This window comes from Citrobacter sp. Cu233 (genome assembly GCF_030332225.1).
Classification (GTDB): domain Bacteria; phylum Pseudomonadota; class Gammaproteobacteria; order Enterobacterales; family Enterobacteriaceae; genus Citrobacter.
Genome location: NZ_JAOWIF010000031.1, coordinates 431,439 through 456,783, shown reverse-complemented (window position 1 = coordinate 456,783; position 25,345 = coordinate 431,439). Strand labels below are relative to the sequence as shown.

Sequence of the window (25,345 nt, the reverse complement as noted above, 5' to 3'; positions counted from 1 at the left end):
TATGCCTCTCCTGCTGTCAGTTAAACGGTTTTAAGTCGACACGCGCCATCATTGCGGCCAACTGAGGACGATCGGTAATGCCCACATTACTTTGGCTTACCGCCAGGGCGGCAACTGCCGTCGCCAGACGCAGGGTATGTTCGCTGGATTCACGCATCAGCAAGCCATAAATCAGACCGCCAACCATCGAATCACCCGCACCTACAGTACTGACCACCTCAACTGACGGTGGTTTAGCAATCCATTCACCCGAAGCGTTAACCCATAACGCGCCTTCCGCACCGAGTGAAATCACCACGTGTGCAATGCCTTGTTCACGCAGAGCATGTGCCGCATCGATAACATCTTTCATTTCTGGCAGCTTACGGCCAGCCCAGATTTCCAGTTCACGACGGTTTGGTTTCACCAGCCACGGAGCCGCTTTCAGGCCGGCGACCAGCGCTTCACGACTACTATCAAAGATAATGCATGGACACTGACTGCGCAGGCGCGTCATCCAGTCAGTGAATGCTTCAGGGCTCACGCCGGTCGGCAAGCTGCCACTGACGCACACCATATCGAATTGCCCCAGCCAGCTTAGCGAGTCATTCACAAAGCGTTCCCAGTCAGCCGGCGTGACTTCAAAACCGGAAAAATTGAAGTCAGAAACTTCACCATCTTTTTCAGTCAGCTTGACGTTAATACGGGTACGCCCCTGCACCACCTGAAAACGGTTAGCGATGCCCAGTTCACTGAACAACTGCTGAAAACCATCCTGGTTGTCCTTACCCAGAAAGCCGCCGACCGTTACGTCAATCCCCAGGTCCTTAAGCACTTTGGCGACGTTAATCCCTTTTCCCGCCGCATGCAGACCGGTCGTTTTCACCAGATTGACTTCACCGCGTTCAATTTCCGGGCAAAAACCGACCAGATCATAAGCTGGATTCAGGGTGATAGTTGCAACACGTCTGCTCATTATGCGCCCTCCCCAAGACCCGCCGCGATGGCATCGCCAATGGCCTTCAGCGCCTGTTCAGCATCTTCTCCCTGTGCGGTAAAGCGCAGGTGGTGTCCTTTTTTCACGCCCAATGCCACAACTTTCATCAAACTGCGTCCATTTGCCGGTTTTCCGGTTCCATCAAGATTTGTCACGGTTATTTCACTATTAAATTGTTTAATCGTATTCACCAGCATGGTGCCCGGACGGGCATGTAAACCATGCTCATTACGCACTACAAACTCGGCACTCAGTACATCATCAGTTAATGCATCATCGCTGGTCAGCAGCGCCAGCACAGTCGCAGCATCAGCCTTCAGCAAACGGTCAGCTTTATTGCTCAGCAACAGATCACCAAGACGCTTCAGCACCGCAACGGGTTGGTCATCATTCATCGCGACAGTAACCAGCAGCGCAGCCGCTTCGCCCTGCACGTCAAATGCGCTTGCCGCACGACTGACCGCGACGGCGCTGCGCACATTGCCTTCAGCACAGTCATTCAGCCAGATGCCCTGCCCAAGATTCATTGGTTGTTCGTTAATTGCTCTGGCCACAAAGGTGGCATCTACTGCACCGACCTCTTTCAGACGCGCGGCGTTTAGTGCCTGCAGCGTCACCAGCGAATTGGCGACGACGTCCAACGACAGCGTTTCGTTATCAAGCTTCAGTTGCTCGCTCTGCTTTTCGCCCATCAGCAATGCACGCAACTCTTCTGCCGTGGTGGCGGATTTCAACTGTTCCGCTACCGAGTCATCACTCAATACATGAGTCAGCTGACGCAGCAACCCAAGGTGCTCATCTGAGCTGGCTGCAATGCCGATCGCCACATACGCAACCTGACCTTCGCCCCACGTCACACCCTGCGGAAACTGAAACACCTGCACCCCGGTTTTCAGCACCTGATCGCGTGTGTCTGTCGTACCGTGAGGAATGGCAATACCATTGCCGAGAAACGTCGATGTTTGTTGTTCGCGCGCCAGCATGCCATTGACATAGCCGTCCGCAACGTTGCCCGCTTGCACCAGGGCTGCGGCAACCTGCCAAATAGCCTCTTCTTTATTCCCGGCCTGTTCGCCCGGGTGAATATCCTGAACAGATAACTGGAACATGATTCTCCTCTCCTGCCGAATTGAAACGATTCAGCTAACATGAGAAAAAAGGCGTCACCCGACTCCATCAGTTAAGGCAAGATGACGCTGAAACGTTTCAAGGAGTTTGGATCTTTCTGCTTCAGCACGCAAGTAAAGTTAACAATTAACTTGCTGAATTTAGATATGCCGCACATTTTCTCGGCATTTCTTTGAAACAAGCTGACGCAAAAACGTGTTCAGCTACTCAACTTCAGCATCGTCAGCATGTGGACTTCTCAGACTGAAATGACATTTTGATTTTCCATACCGATTTTGATTTAGTGCCCTGTTTATTTTCTGGCGAGCAGCGTAAACTCCGCCTCTCTTCACTCCACTGATAGCTAAACATGCATAACACCCCCGTAGCCGCCACACCCAAGGCGTTTGATTTAACGTCTTCGGCGTTCCTGCTTGTCGCTTTTCTCACGGGTATCGCCGGGGCATTACAGACCCCCACGCTCAGCCTTTTTCTGACCGATGAAGTCCATGCTCGTCCGGGAATGGTGGGGTTCTTTTTTACCGGTAGCGCCGTCATTGGCATTTTGGTAAGTCAGTTTCTGGCCGGACGCTCTGACAAAAAAGGCGATCGTAAAAACCTGATCGTTTTTTGCTGTGTACTGGGCATGCTGGCCTGCGTGCTGTTTGCCTGGAACCGTAACTATTATATTTTGCTGTTTGTCGGCGTATTCCTCAGTAGCTTTGGCTCCACCGCCAACCCGCAAATGTTTGCTCTCGCCCGTGAACATGCCGATCGCACGGGTCGGGAAGCCGTCATGTTCAGCTCTATTTTACGTGCTCAGGTTTCACTGGCCTGGGTGATCGGCCCACCGTTGGCCTACGCGCTGGCCATGGGGTTCAGCTTTACGGTGATGTATCTCAGCGCCGCGGTGGCATTTATTGTCTGCGGCGTGATGGTGTGGTTTTTCTTACCATCAATGAACAAAAGCATCCCTCTCGCGACAGGTGCGGTTGAAGCTCCACGCCGTAATCGTCGTGATACGCTGCTGCTTTTTGCTATCTGCACATTAATGTGGGGCACCAACAGCCTCTATATCATTAATATGCCGCTGTTTATCATCAACGAGCTGCATCTACCTGAAAAACTCGCCGGTATCATGATGGGTACCGCCGCAGGGTTGGAAATCCCAACCATGCTGATTGCCGGATATTTTGCGAAACGTCTGGGCAAACGTCTGTTGATGAGAATTGCCGCCATCGCCGGGTTCTTTTTTTATGCAGGCATGCTGTTGGCACATTCGCCAGCGGTTTTGCTCGGCTTACAGTTGCTGAACGCGATTTACATCGGCATCCTCGGCGGGATTGGCATGCTTTATTTTCAGGATTTAATGCCGGGACAGGCGGGATCAGCAACAACGCTGTACACCAATACCATCCGCGTAGGCTGGATTATTGCCGGGTCGTTGGCAGGTATTGCTGCAGAAATCTGGAACTACCACGCTGTATTCTGGTTTGCGCTGGTGATGATCGTCGCGACGGTTGTATGCCTGGTGCGCATCAAAGACGTTTAAGGTGCAGTCAACGCTTCAAGCTCAATAAGGTACAGCATGGCCTGGTGTGTCGTTTTACCGCACATTTCCGCACTGGGTTGCAAACCGGCACACACTTTTGGGCGCAACGGAGACGCAAAAATCTTACAGCGCAGGGATTCATCTAGCTGAACGCATGGCGTATTGGCGGGCTTGCCTAACATATAATTATTCACTGTTTAAAATTCACATTCCTGCTGTTAGCATCAGATCTATCTGATCAATCAATGCCATCCGAAGGGAATCTCAATCAATGAAACCCAAGCTGTATTCGTACGTGCGTTTTTCATCTGTGAAACAACGGGAAGGTAACTCCTTGGAGCGTCAGCAAGATACCGCTCTAAAAATTGCGGCCCGTTACAATCTCGAACTTGATACAACGGCTTTCCACGATCTCGGCATGTCCGCGTTCAAAGGTAAAAATGCTCATGAAGGGAAGCTATCTGAGTTCATCAAACAGATTGGGGGTAAAGTTCCCGTCGGCTCGTGGCTGGTCGTCGAAAATCTTGACCGCATTAGTCGTGATGACGCCTGGAGCGCGTTGGATATATTCAAGAACATACTTAGCAAGGGGATAGTCGTTGTTACTGGCATGGATGAAAAGGTCTATAAGTACGCTGACGTAAAGAATAATCCAACCGATTTAATCATTTCATTGTTGATGTTCACACGCGCCCACGACGAATCGTTGACAAAAAAGAATCGGGTTGAAGCCCAAGCCCGTTCGCTGATACGGCACAACCTGACAAGAGAACCGGGAACGCCAGCAAAAGCAATAGAATCAGTCGGTCAGAATGTTTGGTGGGTAGATACAAAATCAGGATTCGTTACTCCACACCCTATATATTTTACCGCAGCTCAGAAGATTATCGAACTTAAACAAAACGGTGAAACTCTTCTTGGAATCCAACGATATCTTAACGAACATTATCCAGCCCCTAAAAAGAGGGTTTATAAAGACCAGACAGGTCAAGCACTGAAACCCAAAACTGAACAATGGGGTAAACATTTGATCAGGACCTTTTTGAACCCCACTGTTCACGGACAAAAAACTTTTACGCTGGATAAACGCGATGAATCAGGTGCCATAATATACGATTCCGAATCAGATGAGCCGTTGAAAGAAATCTTCATTATTCCTGATTACTACCCCGCACTTATGCCGGAGGTGGATTACTTGACTCTTTCGAAATTAGATCGACACCGCGCCATCACTCGTAATTCATCAAAATATCCAGCAGGTAACCCTGAGCCAGAAATTCCGCTACTCTCAGGTATCGGTATTCTTTTTTGCGGCAAATGTGGTTCTTTTATGTTCAAATCTGGTTCATGTGAAAACAAGTACCGTTATATATGTGGTTCAAAAATTGTTCAGGGTAAACCTTGCGGTAAAAAAGGTTTTACGGCATACCAGCTTGAGCACACTGTTTTGCAACTAATCGCTGATCACGTCTGGAACAACCACAAAGAAGATAAAACGGCCTGGTACGAATATGAGATTGAAAAGGCATCTGAAGCTGTTAAAAAGCTGTTAAAGCTGGCAACTTTGACAGATGAGCTCGAAGAATTGGCAGATCAGATTAATGCCAATAAACAAAAAAAAATAACGCTTGAGCGAGAATTTCAACAGTACAAAATCAGCCGTTCAGAAATTCAAACTGCTGGCTGGGAGCAATTCCGAAATTTCGATGTTCATGACACTAAAAACCCTGACCGTAAGCGAATTAGGCTGAAGGTAAAGCAAGCTATCAAACGTATTGATTGCTATGACATTGATAGGCGGCATGGTCATTTTGAAGTAACTTTCGCCGACGAGACAAAACAAAGGATAGTGATTAAATTCAATCGAAACCGATCACCTGGTGTTGCGTATGTAGAAGTACAAACAGTTAATGATCATGACTTACTTAAAATGCAAGGACTTGTATTGCACTCATTCATTGATGAACTGATTTCGCCTGATAAATTTGCGCAGCATATTAAGGAAAAACACGAAGTAAGTCTTCTTAACCCAATGTATATCACCGAGTTAGAAAACGGCACAAGCCAAGATGAAGGTAATGGAATGGCTATCATAGTGGATGGATCTACAAGTAAAACTTATGCAACTGTGAACGGCACTAAGTACGAGATTAACTCCCTGGAAGACTTAGAAAAACTCTCACACTGAACAACTTTCCCCTTGCCTACCCGACAAGGGGAATCCCCTCAAAAACCCTACCATTTTTTCATTAAATTCGATGCAGTCTCAGAACTCTCACGCCCCAATCGATCGTTATTATAGATCAATAAAGCAATATTGATAGATTTTACAGATCGATGTAAGATCGAGTTTTCCAACCAGACTTCGATTCACAACCCACCAATTTTCGTCTTCTGAAGAAGAACAGTTTTTCGATAGCACAAGGAAAGACTTTGAAATGAAGCCAATAAAACTCATTAATATCATAATGTTGAATGCATTCTTATTGTCAGGCACCGCTACAGCAATCCCCGAAAACCGCATCAACTTCCATAACATGGATACTGTAGATGGCCTTCTGGCGCTCCCGGCAAGTGAGCTTTGTCTGAATGGTGGCCCTACATCAGAAGACATAGAACTCATATTGCTAAATGGCCCTCTGGCACGTTCTATGTATCAAAATGACCCTATGGCAGCACGGATGGTCATTAATGAACAGTCCGCAAACATTAAAGCCAGAATCAAAGAAAAGTGCTCAAATCCTGATAAGCCCGTGCATAAGTTAACAAAAGAATTGTTTAAAAATGAAGATGCCATGTGCAAACGTGGAGCACCGACGATAGAAGAAGTTAAGGTATTCATTAAAGAATCTGACGCCCCTGAACTGAATATTTATAAACAATTGCAAGCCATCCCTTATGACAATCGCTTGATAATGGAAGAAGGTGCGAAATTAAAAGGATATACCCTTCGTGAAATGATGATTGAAGACATAGCTACGAAAGTCTCAAAAAGTTGGGAAAGAACATGTGCTGATAAATCATATTTTCAGAAGAAAGCAAACAACATCACAACCGATCATGACAAGCTAACAACACCATTTTCCCCGGAAGAAGATTATCGTATTGCTGATAAAAAGCTTAATGATACATGGAAAGAACTGCCAACTGAAAAACGAAAATATTTACTACCATCTCAGCGGAAATGGATAAAACAACAAGCCATTTGCAACCAAGATACTCAATGTTTAATTGACATGACTAACGATCGCATTCGTGAACTGGAGTCTGAACATGGAAAATAATGCGCTGGCTTTGGTTTTAAAAAACGATTGGGTAGCTTTATCTTCTTCTAATGTCTATACCGGAAAATTCACGGTTGGACGGTTTCACCTGACAGAAGCGTTCATCGTTGAGTATATGAAACTGATACATGGAGTTGAAATACCTGATTCATGGATCAGTAGCAGCTTCACTAACATACCAGATACTAATACCCGTAGAGTTAAGTATATGGAAGGCTGCGATATGTTATCGAAAGATACAATGACCGAAATCCGTAATGCGGTGAAGTCCCCATCTGACAACATAAAAATATACCGCAATGGCAATCATGTTACCAAAATAGAATTCATGGAAGAACTAAATGAAATCAAATTATAAATGTTATATTAAAAGAACAGTCATAACCGTTGCTATAGCCTACGGCGTCTATCTCCTTTACGGGCTCGCGACTACCCCATATCAACCTAAAGCCCCCGAACTGAAAGTCGCGGTAAATCCGGATACCGAGACTCAGCAACAACCTGAGAAACAATCCAAACCATCGATAATCGATATACTTCCGAGGATGTACACTGCCGGGGAAGTTTATGCGCGGTTTGAACAAAATGAGTTCAGGGCAACAAATGACTTCAAAAAATGTCAGTTAATGGTAACAGGGAAAATAACTGATATCGGTACTGTTACTTTCAGTAAAAATCCTCTAGTAACCTTGGGTATTCCCAGTTCAGATGAAGGCCTGAAGTTCATATTTGAAGATACGAATTACAATAGCGAAAGAGTTGCTGCATTAAATATTGGGGATTTGATTGTACTCGCAGGGAAGAATGCACGACCAGGAACCTTTGGCGGTGTCTTTCTTGATGACTCGAAGATCATGACTGATATGATTTCAAAGAACAAAAGGCAAATGCTGGCTTTAAATGGTGGGGTTTATGACCGAGAGATCTGTCATAAGTAGCATTTTTATCGTCTAATATTATAAATAGTAGAAATCCACCTTCATAGAAGGTGGCATATACTCCTCCCTAGATAAGTATTGCAAACAGCTAAAAAGAAGTCTCTGCCAACCCTGTAAAGTTTTAGTATAAAATAGAAAAACCCAGAATCAAAACCAGCGAAAAATCACGACCTATAGGATTGATTACAAGTTGATAAAACAAAGGAAATAGAATTTTCTCTTTCAGAATAAAAACCCTTAATTTTAGTGAGTATGTGTTCATTGGCTATATTCACCACTTATCGATGATAACAAATTATTTCTTCTATCTTTTGCATAGGAACGCCAAGCCTAATCAATAGTGCCAGTTTTGTAAGTATCTCCGTAGCCTGCATATGTTTATAGATTTTGCTTGGTGTTTCTGAAAATAATGGCTGGTGTATAATTTGATTTCGTGACTTACATACTTCATTGATACTTATTTTTTTAAGATCTAACTTAATAACAACCGATTCAGGAAGGCTTTTTATAAAATGATGGATGCAACTTTCAGTATTATGCTTACTCTTATTTGTTCTCTTTATCGCACGAATGAAATCACTAAGTGGTGCGTCTGGAAATTTCTTGGCTAATAAACACCTTGATCTATTCAACAATTTTGATAATAACTCTTCATCGACATAACATGATTTTCTTATCGTCATGGATTCAATCATCCTATAAAAACCAAGAAACTTTTCTTCATTGCTGTGAACCATGGAGTAAGTCACATATTTTTTAACCAGTTCTTTGATCTCGTGGTTTTCAGGATTAAAATATCCCTCCCAAACAGAATCAGGAAAGTTTTTCTCTGAGTCATCGTGGTATATAGTCGAATAGGTTAAAAACATACCAGTATTGATAGTTTTATGATCTTCTTTTTTTTCTTTTATGTAAATCTGAATGTCTTCTCGCCCAAAGTTAGAAACACTATTAGTTTTGATATTTGATATCATTAGCGAACCACCAATGAAGAACCTTAATATCATATATAAATCAATATAGTTTTCGATTAACCTATCAAGTCCAACAGGCTTTTCAAAGGTAACCGTAACATGAGGTTCAACGTCCATTCCAACTGTATGCAAACCACTTAAGCCACCGTATCTATATGAATAATACAATCCAATCTTTCCGAGTCTGTCTATATTTTTCTCAAACTCAACACAATCATCATCATTAGGTAATTTATTTGAAAACCTAAGCCCACATTCTATTATTTTATCTAACTTACGAGTACTGCCAGACCATTTTTTTATGTTTTCTCCATGAATGCTTACACTGGTAAATAAAGAGTTAGTATTTACCCTTGATTTTGAATATAAGAAACCCTGAGCGGAGAATGTATAAGTATTGAATCTTCCATCAACCCCCATTCTCATAAAAGTGCTTTCATGTAATTCCAAACCAAACAAAAGATAATAGCGAGTGCCTTTCTGAAACAAAATTGAATTCAATGCCATAACTTCTGAGTATGCACGATTCATTTTACTATTAAAATCAAGCAATCGAATTTCTATTCCATCATCATCTATTGACAATTCTGAAACATAATTACCTCCATCTATTGTCACATACCCTGTAAGACACTCATTGACATTATCTGTATAATAATCAATCTCATCCATAATCAATCATCCTGTTCATGCATCAAACTTTAAACTCGTTAGATTATGTTTATAACAATAGCACGTAAAGATCATCACTTTTGATGATTTTAGTGAGAATAAACCCGTTGCTACACACAGAAGACAGCATCCCAATATTGATTTGTAGACATTATGAAGTATCTCGCTCATGTTTTATCCCATTGGCTATTTTAGCCAAGATTCAAACGGAAGTTGCTCATGATCACAAGATATCAATAGGGTATACCTGATAAAGACCATGACACAAAGTCTCAATAGGGTTAAATTCAACCCTATTGACAGCAAAACAACGTGATGTATCATATGGGTATTGATTTTATACTTAAAAGATAATCCATGATGAATGTCCGTATCTACTGCCGTGCATCTACTGAAGGCCAACATGCTGACCGTGCATTAGTTAGCGTGCGCGAATTTGCGCAAAGCAAAAACTGGTCGGTTGCCGGAGAATACATTGAGAATGCAAGTGGTGCGAAGCTAGAACGTGTTGAACTCATGCATCTACTGGCTGAAGCACAACCCGGTGATCTACTTCTTATTGAATCGATTGACCGTCTTAGTCGTCTTCAATATGAAGAATGGGCTGAACTCAAAGCTAAGCTGAACAGTAAAAGACTGGTTATTGTATCAATGGATTTACCAACAAGCTGGCAGATGGTTGAAATGTCCGGTAACGACCTTACCAGCAGCATTCTTCGGGCAGTCAATGCTATGCTGATCGATATCCTTGCGACAATGGCACGACAAGATTATGAGACCCGGCGTAAACGTCAGGCGCAGGGGATCGCGAAAGCAAAACAGGCAGGTTTGTATAAGGGGAAAGAAAAAGATCTGGAAGCCCGTGAGACAGTTCGCGAAATGCTGGTGCAGAACGTTAAACCAGCTCACATAATGAAAGCGGCAGGTATCAGTCGCGCCACGTTTTACCGAATCAAGAAGGAGTTAATAAGCTAATTATTTTAGCTCGGACTCGAACTGACAGTTTTAGCAGTCAAACTGCAATCAAATCTAACCGCCTACAATGAGTGATGAGCAGTCAGACTTTTCTATTGAATAGATTCTAGTTGGTGGCATCACTTAATAATGAAGTGAAGCAGACCAACGAATCGTAGTGGTCAACAAAAACTGGACACACCTTTAGTGTTTCCAGAAGAATCGTTCTGATTCATTCGGCCTCAAGCCACAATTACCTTTCAGTAATCGAAATTTGGTGAATACTTCACAGGAGACATTGACCCTTTCTTTCTGAGGTCATCAGGGATCTTCTTACCAAGATAGAGCTGTGCAACTTCAGGAGATGCTACGCCTCCCCGAAAACCAAAGCGTGAACTTTGAGTAGGTTCAAACTCATCATCTTCATCCCATTGGCGCATTTCAGGAAAGTTATCACGGGTAGATTTTAACCACTCATCAGCTATATATACCCCCCTGACAATTCCTTTTACTGTAGCCAGGATAACTTCAGCTTTGCTTGCGCGTTCGAGGTTTACACGCCAACTGAAGCGTACTGCGTCATAGAGATCAATATCCTTTGAACTTCTGTTAACAGATATCACCAGAGCTTTGTGCTTAAACTCAACTGTCTCAGGCTGGTATACTGCGATTAGTTCTTTGATATGTGCAGCACCATACTCGTTACTGCCAGCACCATTCATGATGTTGGTCAAACCTGGGTAAGCATCGATTAGAGCAGCCTCCACCTCGTAAGCAGTCTTTTCATCGGCAATACCATGCCGATGGATGACATGGATGACCTCCAGACCAGCTAATCTAATCTCACGAAGTTGCTTGAGTTTGTTACTAAGTAGTTCATCATCAGCGGCAGCCACTTCACCGCGCATGTGAGCAAAAACGCGATTACCTTTCCCCTTACCCACGTAAAAAGTACTTCCATCTCTTGGATCAATCAGTCGATATACATACCAGCCAAGATGTTCGATTACTCCCGGAGGGAACTCATTGATATCCATATCACAACACCTATCACTTAATTAATGGAGTATAAGTTATACTTTCAGCTGCCAATTGGCAATTTGTAAATCATCCTCCGGCGTTGTCACGTTCTGATAGCATCACCCTAACCAAGTCGCTATATCTGCCTCCCTTTCTCCTGGGGCGAGAGTCTTAAAAGGACTTACTTTTGAGATTATCAAATCACAACAGTGGCATGCGGCGCACATATGTCTTAAAAGTTTGATTTATCATTTCACCAGTGGTATAGCTTCTGGTTTACCTATTCCTGAAACGAAGAACAACCCATTATTAGAAAAAGAGCTAATTAGGGAATTTAAATTATTAGGTAAATATAACCCACTAATCATCAAGAGAATTAATATTAGAAATTTTGTTCAACTCTGTCAAAAAATCTGGCTTATGCTTTAGAAGCCACTGTAGGATTTTTGGGTTATCGAGCAGGCTAGTAATATGTGTTTTTACAATTACTAACTTGAGGGTGTTCACACCATAAGTCTCCTTGAGTTTCTGGGTGTCAACGTGAATTTGAGCCATTTCTCTTTCAAGCCTGTCTAACATCTTTCTGCGACCAGCAGTATCAGTATCTAAATTTCCAGATCGTTTCATTAACAAATTAGGAGGTGTATTATGAAGCAAAGAAAGTGCAAAATTACTACTAAAATTTTCAACATTCATCATTAATTTTGAACACTCAATCTGCCTCATTGGCTTCATTTTTTTCAGAATATAGAATGTTGCTTTAGGGACGTGGTGATTAGCGAATGTATGAATAACCTCGGGAGATATACCATTTAGCACTCTTATTTTCCCTCTAATAGCATCTACAGATATGTTTAGTGCCAGGCTTAATTTTTCGATTGGTATTCCGGAATTAAGAGCTTCTTTAATCATCCTCTGCTCTTGTATAATATTTATTCTATTTACTCGGCTATTAGGTGTGAATGTATCATAAACGCTTGATATTATACACTTAACTTTACTTTCACCTAAATCTTTCAGAGCCTCAACTCTGAGGTGACCATCAAGAATTTTCATATGATTTTGCACACTATCGACAAAAATAACTACAGGCTCTACCAACCCAACCACTTCTAGCGAGGATTTAATCTGCATATACTTTGTGCTTAGCTTAAAGTTAGAAGGAAGGACTTTAGTCTGTATAAGTGATTCAAGTTTGAAAAAAACTGCGTCATTATGAAAGCAGTAATTAATCATAATCATAATTCCTCATGTTTACTATTAATTATTAAGTTAACGTGCTCAAGCATACCTTCCTCTTTTACCAACTTTAGGAATCCTCCGTCATTCATAATCTCATGAATTATTTGTTGAGCTAGAATTATATTCCCCTCAACAAACAATGCCTTTTTCTTTATTTTCTTATGACTCTCAATGTTCTCCTGATAAAGTTTTGTTAGGTCGTCCGTTGTAAGCTCCCTCTTCTTCTTTCCATATCCAAAACTTGATCCAATAAAACCTTTCAGACCTTCATTTCTGGCATCAAGAATAGCTCGTATTTTTATAATATCTTTATGTTTTATCTCACCCTTTTCAAAGGCCTGGACAAAAAGTTCCTGTGCTCCTTGATGGTCTGTTTTAGCAATTTCTACAGCCAGAGAAATTGGTATTTTCCCTGACTCAACAGCAGCAAGTAGTTTGTTCTCCGCTTTATTAATGAGCATGGTTATACTGCTTATCCACCCATATGAAAACCCCGTAACTGTTGATATTGCTTTATCGGTTAACCCTTCTGCTTTCATCTCTTTAATTCGATTGAACTGTTCGCCAGCTCTTGGATTAACACGAGCCATATTTTCAATCAAACTCATTAGGTATGCCGTTTCATCATCAATATCGATGATGAAAGCCGGGATCATCTCCTCATTTAGATTAATCACAGCCTCAAGTCTCCCCTGACCACATACCAAGGCGTATTCATAATTTTTATCATTAATCCTTCTGACAGTAATTGGTTTTCTTAAACCACTCTTATCAATACTTTCAATTATCTCTCTATGTTTGAATTTATTCCTTGAGCGTGGATTTATAATTTTAATTAATGATGTTTTTATTAATGCAATTTCTTCAGGATGGTTATTCATCATGCTGCCCTCATAGGATAATGAGATAATAAATCTTTTAGAATGTGAAGGTCATCAAAACGAAATAACTCGAGTAAAAAACTGTTATTCTCTTTCAAAGAAAGGAGGTTTTCTATTTTTTCCAAATGAGGGAGGATGTAATAATCAACAACTTCAGTATTACGTTCATTCATTCTCATCACAATGCTGATATCAGGTGATAAGCTTCGCTCCAGCCTAACTACCCAAGTAAGCTTCCCTGACTTCATTGCCTTGCACCTAGATGGCACGACAGATATTTTAAGGTTACCGTTAATAGAAATTAAATTATCAGTAGTTACACTTATATTACGCAAGGATAAAAAATCATATATCTTTTTGATTTCTTCAGAGTGAAACTCACGCAGATTTTTATTAACACGAAGATAGCTATAATCCTTTTCTGGTGTATAACCTATCAACTGATAGGCATTAATCAAACCACCAAAGCGATGTGATATAGTGCAACTCGAAGGTCCAGTTGGATCTTCATTAATAATAAATCCAGAGAGTTTACCATGTTGCCGTAATTTATCCTTCAGGTAATCAAGTATATCATTATCAGAAAGATGGGCACTTCTATTAAAAATAATATGCTGTGCTAATTGAAATGTTTCTTCAGAAATTATAGGTTCTAAAAAACCTTCGTATTTAACCCATTCACTTTCAGGGTTAATTACCCGCTTGCTTTTCAATTTAGACGAAGCTTTGTTGTAAATATAGTCCCCAGTCAGTCTACGATTAGTCAATATTGCGTGAACCTTACTACGAGTCCACAACCTAGTCTCACAGCGAGTGCGTTCCTCACGATTAAGGGTTTCAGCGATAAGGTATTCATTAAAAGAATCAAGAATAAAGAGGTTGAATATTTTTTTTATGATGTTTATTTCTTCATTTGGACCATGTACCAACACGACTCTGTCGGTTTGCAGGCTTTTTCTTTCTCCAGCCTGGAGTACAAATTTATCTTTCCTTTCACTATCGACCAGTTTGCGTCGCAGCCCATAACCAGGTACCCCTCCCTGATAAAAACCTCTCCGGACCAAGTTTACATGTCCGGCAAAAACCTTGATAGATAAGTTTCGGCTGTAGGCTCCAGCAGCATACCTTAAAGCAGGTAGAGTAAGCATCTGAATTTCAGGCGAGTTTTCTGGCAGATTTTCTGCACAATAAATGATTTTTACACCATGAAACTTTAGAAGATAACTATAATATCCAGCTTCATCGTTGTCCTGAAACCGTCCGAATCGGCTGACATCATACACAAGAAGGGCTCCGACGTTTAATTCTCCGGTCACAACGTCTTTGATAAGCCTTTTGAAGTTATCTCTTCCGATAGCAGAGACACCGCTTTTGCCTTCATCATCATAGATCCTGACAATGTTCATATTGTGATCATCCGCATATTTCTGGATGAATTGGATCTGATTATCAATTGAATATTGTTGATGTTCAGTAGACATCCGAAGATAGGCAGCAACTTTAATACTTTGTTTATTATCACTTTTTATACTCATATCGCCAATCCTAACTTCATAGCATGCTGTGGGTTCAATTAAAAATTGATCATTTTTTAATCTATTGCAAATTTTTAAACCCAGTAAATCTTCACGAAGGCAAATTCACTACAAAAAGCCGTTCCTAGAACAACCAATACTGTTCAAAAACAGAGATCAGACCAAAACATCATCTAAGCTCCTGTCTTATGTGGGCCTGATGGGAGGTGAAATAGTTCACAATGTTCACAGATCTGATACCTAAGCATCTTGTTTTCGGTAGCAGCAGGCAACGGATAGTAGGCTATATGTTGCTGTATCGGGCGGCTTTACATGCCAGAGATGATGACTTCATATGCTGATGTTCAGGGAATGACTAGATAAGAGAAGATAGAACGCAAAGCTGATAATCGGTGCAACGATGAGGAATCGGGCGTAGTTACCGTCTGGAGTTCTGTATTTAGTACACCCGTTCAATGCCGCTCTGCATACGGAACATACTTCAGTCGCATTAGAGTACCTGTGGTGCTTCACGTTACACACAAGATATAATTCGTAACAGTGGTAACGGACCGATCATTATTTTTACCTCGATACGCCACCAGCCCACGATTCACTTATCAACCTGATTTCAGATATCGGAATTTCGATATGCGCTTTGTTGTGTAATAACGTTTAACGTTATGGGAAGTTGGCCTTGGTGAACACAAATTTTCGTATGCAGAGCTGATTGATTTATGCTTCTGCTCCTGATTAATCGGCCGGTATTAGTGACACCGCTAGAGCCATCTCTTTGCCGTTCCTCAGAAGTCGTGCGGGATGTTTAGCCAGAAGGTCAGAAAGGCCCTTTCGCCAAAGAGAGTAGTGAAAAGATCATTGACGATACCGGAAGCAAGTGCTGTAGTCTGCCTTCTTATAATCTTAGGGCGCAAGTCTACCCGATACTTGTATCTATACCTCGCTCAAAACAGACAACACGCTCTTTCATCAGATAGCCAAGAATGAACAGGTTGCTGCAAACTAACCATAATCGAAGATAAAGCAATGCTAACGTGTTATTCCCTTTTCTCTTAAAAATCATGTGTGGTTAACATTTTTTCGATAGGATTTCAAATCTAAGTCAATAATAAATATTGACTTTCCGATTTGACAATGTCCCCTTATCGCTCATATCCTATATACCAACAACGTAATTTTCACGGGGCGCAGCAACCTCTCCAAGCTGGACTGTGATGCCAGGAAGTGATGACCTGGTCCAAGGGAGCAAACTTATTGCTTCTCGTAGTACACGATGTACTACTGTTTATCCGCAACTCCCTTCTATTGATCCCTTTCTAGATCAGCTTTCTTGACCTTAACGGTAAACCCTTTGCCTTTATTGCGTCTTGAAATCAGCGAATGAATAATCTTTACAACAACATTTTATTCTTATCACTGATCTGAACGATGTTTTATATCTTTTTTCGTTTTTTCCCGAAAGGGGGGGGAGGGGCAAGAGAAGAAGGGACACCAGTAATATGTTGCATAAATACTACTAACAAACTATCGGAAACCCGTGTATAGCAAGGCCTCCAGCCCATTTCACGGTTTTGTAAAACGAGAATGTAATATGAACCTGAAACCACGAAACTTTGATGAAGTCATTGAAACTGTATTAGTTGATAAAGGTGTTTGCACTTCTGAGGTATTGAATAGATATTCAAAAAAAGAGAAATCTTATTATTTCAATCAATTTCTGATCGGAGCCGTCAACAGGCGAAAGCATCCCAAAGATGAGTACGTTTTCTCACTTTATTCCTATGAAAGACGAAAACATATACCGAGCGCTTCTAGATTTGAGGACATGATAAAAGATATTCCTTTAATCACAAAAAGTTGTAATTACTGGGCAGATCATTGGCCTAACGGATATAGAGTGACTAGTGCTGGGTATGACATTTTTTCGGCATGTTGCAATGCAGTTCCTAGCAAATGTGGTCTCTATAACGAAGGAAAACCATACAACCCACCTCGGAATGGCATACGCTCCCAATTAAAAAATAGCAATAAATGTTATGTAGAAGTCAAGGTTCCTAAAGAAATTCCTCTTAATGAGATGTCTCTTTGGCGATACATGAAGAGACTTAAGCAGAGCGGCAACCATAGAAATATGGTTAGTCAAATTGAATACCTATTAGCGCTTACGAAGTCGAGTAAAAGTGGTTTATTACCGATAACATATGTGCAAAGTAATGGGGGACGGTTGTATGCAGAAGGCCCTGTAAATCTTCAAAATTGTAAGAGAGAGATTCGTAAAACTGCGTTGACTGGCATGTTCGATGTGGATATCGAGAATTGTCACTACAACTTACTAGAACAGATGTGCGATCGGATCGGTATAAAAACGCCCTACATAAGCCATTATGTCCGTAACAAAAAACAGGTCCGTAAAGAAATAGCCTCTACGTTACAATGCGCAGAAGAACAAGCAAAGGTGGTTTTGATTGCTCTTATCTATGGCTCAAATCTCAGTCCTCGCGGGGTGCTAAAAAAGCTGGGTATTGATACCAGTAAAGTGACTTTCAAGGATACTTGGATTAGTAAACTAGCTCAGGAGATCACCAATGTGAGACGTTATGTGATTGAAGATTATACAGCACGGACTAGAGGGAGTTGCAAAATCAAAAACGACGCAGGGATGATTGTAAAGACCAGAACAGAAAATGGAGAATGCGTTAAAGAGTCAAAATTATTAGCACATCTTCTCCATGGTGCGGAATCACTGATACTTCAACACATAATTAACTTTCTAGGTGATAATGTTGTTTTGCTTCAGCATGATGGTGTCACTTGCCCCAATCCTGTAGATACAGATGAACTCAGTGATTATATTGCAGAGAAAACAGGCTATCGTGTTCAATTTGATATTGAGCAGCTGAAACCAGACTTTAATGTCGATGCCACTGATAGAATTCAACAAAATGAATTGGAAGACATTTTTGAAAGTGAAATGGCTGCATGATAGCTATCCTATAAGAGAATGAGAGCCCCCTTATCTTATTGATATAAAGACAAAATATGCTTCACCGGAAATTGTGTGCTACAAATAATTATGGTGTTGTACTGGACTCCAAATGAAGCAGATAAGTCATAGCGGCATCACGGTCCGTTGAACACATATCTAGTGAAGGCTGAAGATTACCGCACACTTTTGGTCGTAGTTCCGAACCGAAAATATTACATAAGTTGTCATCAGTTAATTGAACACACCTTACATTTGCGGGTTTCCCCTCAGGCATGCCAGGAATTGGGCTTGATATAGAAGGAGCAATACAACAAGCCCCACAATCAATACGACACTGCATTAGACATGCCTCACGCTACCTTGTACTTCCCATGACATTAACAGAAGGCCTCATAATCAGATAGTCTAACCATACATGCCAGTTGCATACTATGAATAATTGACAATTAGGCTGCCGTCAGGCATTCAGGGGATGGGTTTGAGATGGACGGCGCGGAGCAACAGGCCCCACTGTCGATTCGGTATTCTATGAGGACCTCTCAATTTCTCTGAATTTGAATTAAACATTAACACACTACACAATCGGATCGATAGCATGCAACCAGCATCTATTCCTCTATAAATAATCATCGGCCCTCTTACATGGCTTAATGTTCCTTTAACATTGCAGTAAAATTGATGAGTTACACCGCCCGAGATTAGGATGAATAAGCCCCTCGTTTTACAAGGAGTTACTATGAGTTTCTACATAAAGAAAAGCATTCGCGTTGGACCAATGAGATTTAACCTATCCAAATCAGGAGTCGGTGCATCTATTGGTATTAAAGGACTTAGGCTTGGTACTGGCCCAAGAGGAAATTACATCCACATCGGTGCTGGCGGAGTCTATTATCGTGCTTCGCTTTCACCAAGCCTTGTCCCACAGAACAGAAAGAAGGTTCAACATGTTTCAGACGAATTTCCAATAGAACATGACACTACACATGCGTCTCTTGAGGAAATCGAGTCATCCCATATCTCGGAAATCGTTGATTCAAGTTCCCGAGAACTGCTTGAAGAGTTGAACAGCAAACGTAAGAAGTCACAAATATGGCCATTGGTCATGTGCTTTTCAATTGCGCTGTTACTTTACGGTTTTTCACAGGCATTGCCTGAGTGGTGCCTCGCTATAGGACTTATCGTAGGGGTAGCAATCTCTGTTTTTACTTACATGTACGATCAGCTAAGAAAGACTACTGTTCTTTTTTATGACTTTGATGATCAAATGATGGCATGTTACCAGCAACTTCATGATAGTGGAGCCAAGCTCGCAAGCTGCTCAAAAGTATGGCATATCGAAGCTTCTGGTGCCGTTTATGACCCCAAGTATCATGCCGGGGCTGGTAACTTATTACGCAGAAAAGTAACCTCTATCAGCAAATCAAAGCCTCCCTTTGTGAAAACAAATATTGAGACGATTGCTATCAATGTCGGCCGCCAAACATTACATTTTTTTCCAGACAGAGTACTCGTTTATGACCGTGAAGGTGTAGGCGCTGTTGGTTATAACCAGCTATTCGTTAATGTTGGTGATAGTCGATTCATTGAAAGCGAAGGTGTACCTGGAGATGCCATAGTCGTTGGCAGGACATGGAAGTATGTGAACAAGTCTGGAGGCCCAGACAGAAGATTTAAAGACAATTCAGAACTTCCTATATGTCTGTATGAAAACCTTTCGTTTACAAGTCATTCTGGACTAAATGAGTTATTACAACTGTCTAAAATTGGCTATGGAGAAAGCTTTTCACATTCAATTGAAACACTTAGCAAAAAAGTCATTTCTGCTTAGCTATGTCATTTTTATACTGCGAATAATTGACTATTAGGCTTGCCATCAGGCATGCCGGGGATAGGGCTGGAGATAGAAGGCGCAGTGCAACATGCGCCACAATCCGGACGGCATTCCATACAGTATTCTCTTTAGCGTAAACCATCGGATTGTTCAGGTAGCGAACAGTATACACAAATTCATTCGGCGTGCCTCAAGATGGCAGACGCACAGCCAACAACGAGGCAACCAGAAGGGCGAAGTGTATACCCCCTTTTTTGCACCAGCAAAAGTGTGAATTCCGCTTGCCTGAATGCCCCGGCGCGAGTAGTTTGACGCGATATTTTAGACACTCCTCACTACAGGATTTTTTCGATGCCAAGAGCGAACGAAATTAAAAAAGGTATGGTACTGAATTACAACGGCAAGCTGCTGATTGTAAAAGATATCGATATTCAATCACCGTCCGCACGTGGTGCAGCTACGCTGTACAAAATGCGTTTTTCTGATGTCCGTACGGGTCTGAAAGTTGAAGAGCGCTTCAAAGGCGACGATATTGTAGATACTGTCACCCTGAGCCGCCGCGGGGTTGATTTCTCCTACGTCGATGGCAACGAATATGTCTTTATGGATAAAGAAGACTATACCCCGTATACCTTCACCAAAGACCAGATTGAAGAAGAGCTGCTGTTCATCCCGGAAGGCGGGATGCCGGACATGCAGGTACTGCTCTGGGACGGCCAATTACTGGCGCTTGAACTGCCGCAGACCGTAGATCTGGAAATCGTTGAAACCGCACCGGGTATTAAAGGTGCTTCAGCGAGTGCGCGCAACAAGCCAGCAACTATGAGCACCGGCCTGGTGATCCAGGTTCCTGAGTATCTGAGTGCAGGTGAGAAAATCCGTATTCATATCGAAGAACGCCGCTATATGGGTCGCGCAGACTAATACCTCTGCCGCACAGTGACGTTCAGGGACAGCACAGGCTGTCCCTTTGTCATTTTCAGCGTTGGCTACTGAGATAAAAATCATCCATCAACAGTGATTCCAGATACTGCTCATCTTCCCGTATAAAACCCACAATTACGCTAACCGCCCGCGCATAGAATCCCTCCTCATCACGCTGCTGGCAGCTATCACGAAACAAGGGTGCCCAACACATAATGTGATGATGCAAAAAGTAATATTGTGCAGATAGCGTTTCCTCTTTGGTCACCATCCTCGCCATCAACGCCAGCTGTATAGCGATATGATCTGAGGGCTCATTTTCCTGCACAGCCAGTCCGTGTTCAACCAACAGTACATTCATTTGTCGACGTTCTTCAGCCGCCGTTGTATGCGGATAATGTCCCGCATACGGGGAAACACCGCCAGGCGGCACCAGCAGAAATAACGTTGCAAAATCTGCGGCCAGCTCCAGTTGTCGGCTTTCACGACGCAGAACCTGCGTAAGGCTGCGTTCCAGTTTTTTGACATCCAGCGAAAGCCCGGGGATACCCGCCAGCGACGCAAGCCACTGCCGGTTTTCCTCGCTTGCAAGACGAGCGAGTTGTTTCTGGTCCAGCTCACGAAACAGCAATTGCGAAAACCACTGATAGACCGCGGCACGTTGCTGACAAATAAGGTTATGCTGCATTTTCCCCCTCCTCTTTCACTCTCTCCGGCCCACCAAATCCCGTCACCGGTGGAACGTGTTGCTGATAGCGCTCAACATCCACCAGCACGGTATGCGCTGAAGGCCCTTGCGCCAGTTGAGACGTACCAATATCCGCGCTCAGAACATTAGGATCGCCATAGGTACAGAGCGTCCCTGCTTTCCCACCTTCCCGTGGGGAATACCATGCCCCTTCATGAATGCGGATCACGCCAGGGGTAAAATCAGGGCTAATCACCACCCCCGCCAGCACCTGACCGCGCGCGTTAAAGACCCGCGCAATATCCCCGGCTTTTAACCCCCGCGCGGCAGCATCTTGCTCGCTGATGTAAAGCGGTTCTCTTCCGGCTACTGCATATGTGCTGCGAAACGCATCACTTGAGCACAACTGGGAGTGCAGACGTTTATCCGGGTGACAGGATTGCAGGTGCAGTGGATATTTGTCTTTCCTGCCCTGATGGCTACGTTCAAACGGCTCCATCCACACCGGATGCCCTGGGCAATCCTCATACTGAAAACCAGCGATCGTTTTGCTGTAAATTTCAATCAGACCTGATGGTGTACCCAGAGGATTAAGATCGGGCTGATCGCGAAATTCGCCATGACGAACCCACGGTTGTCCCGCGGGATATTCAACATACCCTTCACCTTTCCAGAACGTGTCAAAGTCTGGCAACGTGACACCGAGCGAGGCCCCCATTTTGACCCCTTCGTCATAGAGTGTTTGTACCCACTGCATTTCATCGCGGTTTTCCCGGTATACCGCCTCCTTGTCAAAACGTTTACAGAGTCCGGCAAATACGTCGAAATCATGCCGCGCTTCATATTGCGGTTTGACGATCTGATGCAGTGCCATCAGTCCCTTATTCGAATGAGTGCCAAACTGCTCAATATCATTGCGTTCAAAGCGTGTAGTCACAGGCAGGACAATATCGGCAAAACGACAGGATGCGGTCCATTGGTGATCTAACACCACCACAGTCTCCAGTTTCTTCCACGCCTCGATCATTCGGTTACGATCCTGCTGGGCGTGGAACGGGTTAGCCGCGCTGAAGATCGCCATTTTGATGTCAGGGTAGATTAACGTCTCACCGTTAAAGGCGATTTTTTTGCCCGGTTCCAGCAGGCAATCAACAATACGTGAGGTAGGAATATGCTCAGATACACCGCGAAAATCCGGTTTATACTTCGCCTCTGGCGGATTGTTAATGCTCCCCAGCCCAGATAGTACCGGTCCGGCTGACGTCACCGTCCCTCCGCCGTTGTAGTGCCAGCCGAACCCCACACCACCGCCCGGTAAGCCAATTTGACCGACCATACTGGCCAGCACCACCAGCATCCAGGGATACTGTTCGCCGTGGTGCATACGCTGTACGCACCAGCCGCCCATAAACTGCGTCCGGCCTTTCACCAACAGCCGGGCAAAATCACGGATCTGATCCGCCGTCAGCCCACAGATTTCCGCGGCCCACTCGGCATTTTTCGGTTGCTTGTCTGTTTCTCCCATCAGGTAGGGTAAAAACTGCTCGAAGCCGACGGTGTAGTCGTTAATGAATACCGTGTCGTACAGTTTTTCTTCATACAGGGTATGTGCGAGTGCCAGCAGTAACGCAACGTCGGTTTGTGGTCGTAACGCCAGCTGTTCACACCCCAGAAAATTTTGCGATTTGCTCCGCACCGGATCAACACTGATGACGCGCATTTTGCCTTGGGCGACGGCCTCTTTGATCTGCTGCCAGTAGCCAAACGCGTCGTGATCGGGAACCAAAAATTCAATCTGCAAATTCTTAATGGGATCACAGCCCCACAGTACGATGGTATTGCTGTTCTCGATAACCAGCGGCAGCGAGGTTTGCTGTTCATAGACTTCAAGCGAACCAATAACATGAGGCAAAATCACCTGTGCTGCAGCCGCTGAGTAGTCGCCTACGGTCGTCACATAGCTACCATGCAAACCGAGCCCTCTGTCCATTGCACCGCCAGCCTTATGGTATTTGCCCACCATTTGCCAATCCGCCAGCCCGGTAAAGACGCCGGATGAACCATAGGTTTTTTGCACCCGTTCAAGCTCTTCATAAAACAGGTCCAACGCCTGATCCCAACTAACCCGCACAAAACGATTATCTCCCCGCTGGCTACGATCCGACTTCTCACGCTTGCGTAACCAGTCCAGTCGAACCATAGGATAGCGAACCCGTGAAGGGTTATAGACGATTTCACGTACCGCATTGAGCATATCGCACGGGTATTTATCATGTTTGAACGGACGCGTTTCCGTCCACTCGCCGTTAACCACTTTGGCTTCAAAAGCACCATAATGGGAGCCAGACTGGATCCATTGTTCGGGGTTTTCCCCCGCCGCCCATACTTTTGATATCAGCGGGTTAGGCGCCAGCGCACTGGCAGCGCCAACCGCCAGCATTCCGGTCAGAAAACGACGGCGGGACGGATTAAAGTCATGAATATCCATATCTTATCCTTATTATTTGTTGGGTTCAGACACATCGCTGGCATGGGTCTGGAGGTATTTCAACAACGTACGTTCTTCCACCGGATTGAGTCGATAATAGGTCGACATCGCTTTCAGTCCGGCAATCCAGCCATTGGCGGTGTATCGGGTAGCTGGCGGCGTGCTGTGACAGGCGCTACACGTCGATTGCAACATCTGATCTGAGTACTCCCACACCGGTGTAATGCTATCGATGAGTCCCTGCGCGGAGGTCCATGCGGTCACGCTCACCTGCTGCCATTCCTGATGTGAAGCAGGGTCAGTCTGGGTTTGCAGAACTTTCACGGCTTCCATCAGTGAAGCATCAAGGACCGCGGAAAATACGCGTTTGCCCATATACTGGGTGATCACCCGCCCACGCCCCTTGCTTTCACGCCAGCCCGTCACTTCCAGCTGGACGTTGCTCCCCTCTTTTTGCAGCACCTTGACCTGGGTTGCCGGAAATAACAGTGCTTTCCCTGCTGGCGCCCCCGCCGTCGCTGTCAGTGTTTTTTCGCTTAACAAAAACAGCATCGTCGCAGTTGATCGTTTTTCTCCCTGCTGTTGTAGTTGCTTGTAGCGTTCGCGAAAGCCACTGCTCATGTCCGGTTTGTGGTGCGCGATCCCTTTGTGACAGTCAATGCAGTTGCTGTCCTTCGCCGCTGCCGCCGTCATCTGCGCCGCGGCATTGGCGGATTGTTTTCCATGATCCATCGCCTCATAGCTGTGACACGATTTACAGGCTGCCGAATTGTTGGCGCTCATCCGCGCCCACTCTCGCTGGGCGAGCTCAGCCCGTTTGGCATTGAACTTTTCCGGGGTATCAATCGAAGGTGAGATAACGGTGTGGTAGAGATCGTTTAAGGCTTCCGTTTTGCGGATAAGCGTCGGGAAGACTCCCGGGGGAATGTGGCAATCCTTGCACTCCGCTCGCACACCAGAGGCATTACGAAAATGCACACTGGTTTTATACTCCTCTCCTGGTGTGCGCATCGAGTGGCACGATAAACAAAACTCCGTAGTGCTGGTGTAATGTACGCCCTGCCATGTTCCCCAAATGACAATGGCCATTACGACTGCGCCACCTAACGCACACCAGAGCGCGTTCTTTTTTATCCACGACATACCTGCCTCCATTTTTTTAATAACGTCACGCTAAGGGATATTAAAAATCAAAAATAGAGACAGCGATTTCATATTATAGGAACAGCATTAACTCTATGAGGTTTATCAAAACAGTAATATTCTGAAACATGTAATATGCCGTTATTGTTTAAA

At 43.8% G+C, this 25,345-nt stretch carries 20 protein-coding genes and 3 pseudogenes; 10 read left to right on the top strand and 13 right to left on the bottom strand.

All coding sequences use genetic code 11. The annotated features are described in order from the left end of the window. Positions 1-16 precede the first annotated feature (16 nt). Both fruK and fruB read right to left on the bottom strand, forming a co-directional pair. Positions 17-955 (bottom strand): 1-phosphofructokinase, encoded by a 939-nt coding sequence (gene fruK / locus OGX95_RS08585; protein ID WP_003027446.1) that lies wholly within the window; start codon positions 953-955, stop codon positions 17-19. Further along, complete coding sequence (gene fruB / locus OGX95_RS08580; RefSeq protein WP_286629140.1) at positions 955-2,085, bottom strand: fused PTS fructose transporter subunit IIA/HPr protein; 1,131 nt, start codon at positions 2,083-2,085, stop codon at positions 955-957. The genes fruK and fruB overlap by 1 nt, the downstream gene beginning before the upstream one ends. A gap of 368 nt (positions 2,086-2,453) precedes the next feature. On the opposite strand from fruB, the gene setB reads away from it, so the two are divergent. After that, positions 2,454-3,635 (top strand): sugar efflux transporter SetB, encoded by a 1,182-nt coding sequence (setB, locus tag OGX95_RS08575; protein ID WP_286629139.1) that lies wholly within the window; start codon positions 2,454-2,456, stop codon positions 3,633-3,635. Here setB and OGX95_RS08570 read toward each other — a convergent pair. Further along, positions 3,632-3,811 (bottom strand): annotated as a pseudogene (locus OGX95_RS08570) (YkgJ family cysteine cluster protein); the annotation flags it as partial. The gene setB and the pseudogene OGX95_RS08570 sit on opposite strands and share 4 nt — an antisense overlap. A gap of 95 nt (positions 3,812-3,906) precedes the next feature. On the opposite strand from OGX95_RS08570, the gene OGX95_RS08565 reads away from it, so the two are divergent. From OGX95_RS08565 to OGX95_RS08550, 4 genes are all read left to right on the top strand, one after another. Next, the gene (locus OGX95_RS08565; protein WP_286629138.1) at positions 3,907-5,823 is read left to right on the top strand and encodes a recombinase family protein; all 1,917 of its coding nucleotides are present in this window, start codon (positions 3,907-3,909) and stop codon (positions 5,821-5,823) included. A gap of 250 nt (positions 5,824-6,073) precedes the next feature. Further along, a complete protein-coding gene (locus tag OGX95_RS08560) occupies positions 6,074-6,919 on the top strand; it encodes a lysozyme inhibitor LprI family protein (RefSeq protein ID WP_286629137.1) in 846 nt (281 codons plus the stop codon). Further along, complete coding sequence (locus OGX95_RS08555) at positions 6,909-7,277, top strand: hypothetical protein (RefSeq protein ID WP_286629136.1); 369 nt, start codon at positions 6,909-6,911, stop codon at positions 7,275-7,277. The genes OGX95_RS08560 and OGX95_RS08555 overlap by 11 nt, the downstream gene beginning before the upstream one ends. Further along, positions 7,261-7,857: an OB-fold protein gene (locus OGX95_RS08550; RefSeq protein ID WP_286629135.1), complete on the top strand. Its 597-nt coding sequence runs from the start codon at positions 7,261-7,263 to the stop codon at positions 7,855-7,857. The genes OGX95_RS08555 and OGX95_RS08550 overlap by 17 nt, the downstream gene beginning before the upstream one ends. A 278-nt stretch (positions 7,858-8,135) precedes the next feature. Here OGX95_RS08550 and OGX95_RS08545 read toward each other — a convergent pair whose 3' ends face one another. Further along, positions 8,136-9,503 carry an ApeA N-terminal domain 1-containing protein gene (locus tag OGX95_RS08545; RefSeq protein WP_286629134.1) on the bottom strand — a complete coding sequence of 456 codons (1,368 nt, stop codon included), beginning with the start codon at positions 9,501-9,503 and terminating at the stop codon, positions 8,136-8,138. Positions 9,504-9,863: 360 nt separating this feature from the next. On the opposite strand from OGX95_RS08545, the gene OGX95_RS08540 reads away from it, so the two are divergent. Then, positions 9,864-10,478 (top strand): recombinase family protein, encoded by a 615-nt coding sequence (locus OGX95_RS08540; RefSeq protein WP_286629320.1) that lies wholly within the window; start codon positions 9,864-9,866, stop codon positions 10,476-10,478. Between the two features lie 239 nt (positions 10,479-10,717). Here the strand turns inward: OGX95_RS08540 and OGX95_RS08535 are convergent, their stop codons facing one another. The 4 genes from OGX95_RS08535 to OGX95_RS08520 all read right to left on the bottom strand — a co-directional run bounded on the left by OGX95_RS08535 (position 10,718) and on the right by OGX95_RS08520 (position 15,135). Continuing rightward, positions 10,718-11,494: an LEM-3-like GIY-YIG domain-containing protein gene (locus tag OGX95_RS08535; protein ID WP_286629133.1), complete on the bottom strand. Its 777-nt coding sequence runs from the start codon at positions 11,492-11,494 to the stop codon at positions 10,718-10,720. Positions 11,495-11,837: 343 nt separating this feature from the next. Then, positions 11,838-12,719, bottom strand: a complete 882-nt coding sequence (locus tag OGX95_RS08530) for a plasmid partitioning protein RepB C-terminal domain-containing protein (protein WP_286629132.1) — start codon at positions 12,717-12,719, stop codon at positions 11,838-11,840. Further along, positions 12,716-13,603 (bottom strand): ParB/RepB/Spo0J family partition protein, encoded by an 888-nt coding sequence (locus tag OGX95_RS08525; protein ID WP_286629131.1) that lies wholly within the window; start codon positions 13,601-13,603, stop codon positions 12,716-12,718. Before OGX95_RS08525 ends, OGX95_RS08530 begins: the two co-directional genes overlap by 4 nt. Beyond that, complete coding sequence (locus OGX95_RS08520; protein ID WP_286629130.1) at positions 13,600-15,135, bottom strand: recombinase family protein; 1,536 nt, start codon at positions 15,133-15,135, stop codon at positions 13,600-13,602. The genes OGX95_RS08525 and OGX95_RS08520 overlap by 4 nt, the downstream gene beginning before the upstream one ends. A 527-nt stretch (positions 15,136-15,662) precedes the next feature. On the opposite strand from OGX95_RS08520, the pseudogene OGX95_RS08515 reads away from it, so the two are divergent. Further along, a pseudogene (locus OGX95_RS08515) lies at positions 15,663-16,010 on the top strand (thioredoxin domain-containing protein); the annotation flags it as partial. Positions 16,011-16,723: 713 nt separating this feature from the next. Then, positions 16,724-18,115, top strand: a complete 1,392-nt coding sequence (locus tag OGX95_RS08510; RefSeq protein WP_286629129.1) for a hypothetical protein — start codon at positions 16,724-16,726, stop codon at positions 18,113-18,115. An 88-nt stretch (positions 18,116-18,203) separates the two neighbouring features. Here OGX95_RS08510 and OGX95_RS08505 read toward each other — a convergent pair whose 3' ends face one another. Further along, a complete protein-coding gene (locus OGX95_RS08505; protein ID WP_286629128.1) occupies positions 18,204-18,458 on the bottom strand; it encodes a YkgJ family cysteine cluster protein in 255 nt (84 codons plus the stop codon). 396 nt (positions 18,459-18,854) lie between these two features. On the opposite strand from OGX95_RS08505, the gene OGX95_RS08500 reads away from it, so the two are divergent. Beyond that, a complete protein-coding gene (locus tag OGX95_RS08500; protein WP_286629127.1) occupies positions 18,855-19,946 on the top strand; it encodes a DUF4236 domain-containing protein in 1,092 nt (363 codons plus the stop codon). Between the two features lie 35 nt (positions 19,947-19,981). Here OGX95_RS08500 and OGX95_RS08495 read toward each other — a convergent pair. Next, positions 19,982-20,065 (bottom strand): annotated as a pseudogene (locus tag OGX95_RS08495) (YkgJ family cysteine cluster protein); the annotation flags it as partial. Positions 20,066-20,300: 235 nt separating this feature from the next. Here OGX95_RS08495 and yeiP point away from each other — a divergent pair. Continuing rightward, positions 20,301-20,873, top strand: coding sequence for an elongation factor P-like protein YeiP (gene yeiP, locus OGX95_RS08490; RefSeq protein ID WP_286629126.1), 573 nt, complete (start codon positions 20,301-20,303; stop codon positions 20,871-20,873). 55 nt (positions 20,874-20,928) lie between these two features. Here yeiP and torD read toward each other — a convergent pair whose 3' ends face one another. The 3 genes from torD to torC are packed head-to-tail and all read right to left on the bottom strand — an operon-like array spanning position 20,929 to position 25,192. Beyond that, entirely contained in the window at positions 20,929-21,561 is a 633-nt protein-coding gene (gene torD, locus OGX95_RS08485; protein ID WP_286629125.1) for a molecular chaperone TorD, read from the bottom strand. After that, positions 21,551-24,049 carry a trimethylamine-N-oxide reductase TorA gene (torA, locus tag OGX95_RS08480; RefSeq protein WP_286629124.1) on the bottom strand — a complete coding sequence of 833 codons (2,499 nt, stop codon included), beginning with the start codon at positions 24,047-24,049 and terminating at the stop codon, positions 21,551-21,553. Before torA ends, torD begins: the two co-directional genes overlap by 11 nt. A gap of 12 nt (positions 24,050-24,061) precedes the next feature. Further along, a complete protein-coding gene (torC, locus tag OGX95_RS08475) occupies positions 24,062-25,192 on the bottom strand; it encodes a pentaheme c-type cytochrome TorC (RefSeq protein WP_286629123.1) in 1,131 nt (376 codons plus the stop codon). Positions 25,193-25,345 lie beyond the last annotated feature (153 nt).

Excerpts from the sequence above, each read along its gene's own strand:
- OGX95_RS08525 (WP_286629131.1), bottom strand. The coding sequence starts at position 13,603 with ATGATGAATAACCATCCTGAAGAAATTGCATTAATAAAAACATCATTA.
- OGX95_RS08520 (WP_286629130.1), bottom strand. The coding sequence starts at position 15,135 with ATGAGTATAAAAAGTGATAATAAACAAAGTATTAAAGTTGCTGCCTAT.
- OGX95_RS08510 (WP_286629129.1), top strand. The coding sequence starts at position 16,724 with ATGAACCTGAAACCACGAAACTTTGATGAAGTCATTGAAACTGTATTA.
- OGX95_RS08530 (WP_286629132.1), bottom strand. The coding sequence starts at position 12,719 with ATGATTATGATTAATTACTGCTTTCATAATGACGCAGTTTTTTTCAAA.
- OGX95_RS08560 (WP_286629137.1), top strand. The coding sequence starts at position 6,074 with ATGAAGCCAATAAAACTCATTAATATCATAATGTTGAATGCATTCTTA.
- OGX95_RS08555 (WP_286629136.1), top strand. The coding sequence starts at position 6,909 with ATGGAAAATAATGCGCTGGCTTTGGTTTTAAAAAACGATTGGGTAGCT.
- torC (WP_286629123.1), bottom strand. The coding sequence starts at position 25,192 with ATGTCGTGGATAAAAAAGAACGCGCTCTGGTGTGCGTTAGGTGGCGCA.
- torA (WP_286629124.1), bottom strand. The coding sequence starts at position 24,049 with ATGGATATTCATGACTTTAATCCGTCCCGCCGTCGTTTTCTGACCGGA.
- fruB (WP_286629140.1), bottom strand. The coding sequence starts at position 2,085 with ATGTTCCAGTTATCTGTTCAGGATATTCACCCGGGCGAACAGGCCGGG.
- OGX95_RS08500 (WP_286629127.1), top strand. The coding sequence starts at position 18,855 with ATGAGTTTCTACATAAAGAAAAGCATTCGCGTTGGACCAATGAGATTT.
- fruK (WP_003027446.1), bottom strand. The coding sequence starts at position 955 with ATGAGCAGACGTGTTGCAACTATCACCCTGAATCCAGCTTATGATCTG.
- OGX95_RS08550 (WP_286629135.1), top strand. The coding sequence starts at position 7,261 with ATGAAATCAAATTATAAATGTTATATTAAAAGAACAGTCATAACCGTT.
- OGX95_RS08545 (WP_286629134.1), bottom strand. The coding sequence starts at position 9,503 with ATGGATGAGATTGATTATTATACAGATAATGTCAATGAGTGTCTTACA.
- OGX95_RS08540 (WP_286629320.1), top strand. The coding sequence starts at position 9,864 with ATGAATGTCCGTATCTACTGCCGTGCATCTACTGAAGGCCAACATGCT.
- yeiP (WP_286629126.1), top strand. The coding sequence starts at position 20,301 with ATGCCAAGAGCGAACGAAATTAAAAAAGGTATGGTACTGAATTACAAC.
- OGX95_RS08535 (WP_286629133.1), bottom strand. The coding sequence starts at position 11,494 with ATGGATATCAATGAGTTCCCTCCGGGAGTAATCGAACATCTTGGCTGG.
- torD (WP_286629125.1), bottom strand. The coding sequence starts at position 21,561 with ATGCAGCATAACCTTATTTGTCAGCAACGTGCCGCGGTCTATCAGTGG.
- OGX95_RS08565 (WP_286629138.1), top strand. The coding sequence starts at position 3,907 with ATGAAACCCAAGCTGTATTCGTACGTGCGTTTTTCATCTGTGAAACAA.
- setB (WP_286629139.1), top strand. The coding sequence starts at position 2,454 with ATGCATAACACCCCCGTAGCCGCCACACCCAAGGCGTTTGATTTAACG.
- OGX95_RS08505 (WP_286629128.1), bottom strand. The coding sequence starts at position 18,458 with ATGCAGTGTCGTATTGATTGTGGGGCTTGTTGTATTGCTCCTTCTATA.